Origin of the sequence: Streptomyces sp. YS-3, assembly GCF_045257485.1 — a bacterium.
Lineage (GTDB): Bacteria > Actinomycetota > Actinomycetes > Streptomycetales > Streptomycetaceae > Streptomyces.
In genome coordinates this window covers 1-744 of sequence record NZ_JBJHPC010001148.1, presented here as the reverse complement: position 1 = coordinate 744, position 744 = coordinate 1, and the positions used below count along the sequence as shown (strand labels likewise).

General features: G+C 72.9%; 1 protein-coding gene. It reads right to left on the bottom strand.

Going from position 1 to position 744, the window contains the following annotated elements; genetic code table 11:
• Nucleotides 1-9: 9 nt before the first annotated feature.
• Nucleotides 10-717, bottom strand: a complete 708-nt coding sequence (gene cmk, locus ACJA3G_RS38020) for a (d)CMP kinase (protein ID WP_406557550.1) — start codon at nt 715-717, stop codon at nt 10-12.
• Nucleotides 718-744 lie beyond the last annotated feature (27 nt).

Here is a 744-nt window from a genome sequence, read left to right as displayed (position 1 = left end):
GGAGGGCTGTCACAGGGCGGCTCGCTTCTCCTCGATGAGCGTGACCACGCACTCGATGACCTGGTCGAGGGTGAGCTCGGTGGTGTCCACCTCGACGGCGTCGGCCGCCTTGGCCAGCGGGGACGTCTTGCGGCCGGAGTCGGCCGCGTCCCGCTTCAGCAGGGCCTCCCGGGTGGAGGCGACGTCCACGCCCTTCAGCYCGCCGCTGCGGCGGGCGGCACGCGCCTCCGGGGAGGCGGTGAGGAACACCTTCAGGTCGGCGTCGGGCAGCACGGTCGTGCCGATGTCACGGCCCTCGACCACGATCCCGGCCGGCGCGGAGGCCGCCGTGTCGCGCTGGAGCTGGGTGACGAGCGCCCGCACCTCCGGGACGGCGCTGACCGCGCTGACCTTGGCGGTGACCTCCTGCGTACGGATCGGACCGGCGGCGTCGAGGCCGTCGACGGTGATCGTCGGCGCGTTCGGGTCGGTCCCCGAGACGATGACCGGCTTGGCGGCGGCCGTCGCGATCGCCGCCGGGTCGTCCGTGTCGATGTCGTTGATGAGCATCCACCAGGTGATCGCCCGGTACTGGGCGCCGGTGTCCAGATAGCTCAGCCCCAGCTTGGCGGCGACCGCCCTGGAGGTGCTGGACTTGCCGGTGCCGGACGGGCCGTCGATGGCGACGATCACAGCTGCCGGGGCGGTCCGGGCGGCGCTTTCCACGGTGACGGACACCTTCCTGGTACGGGGACGGGGTGGGCG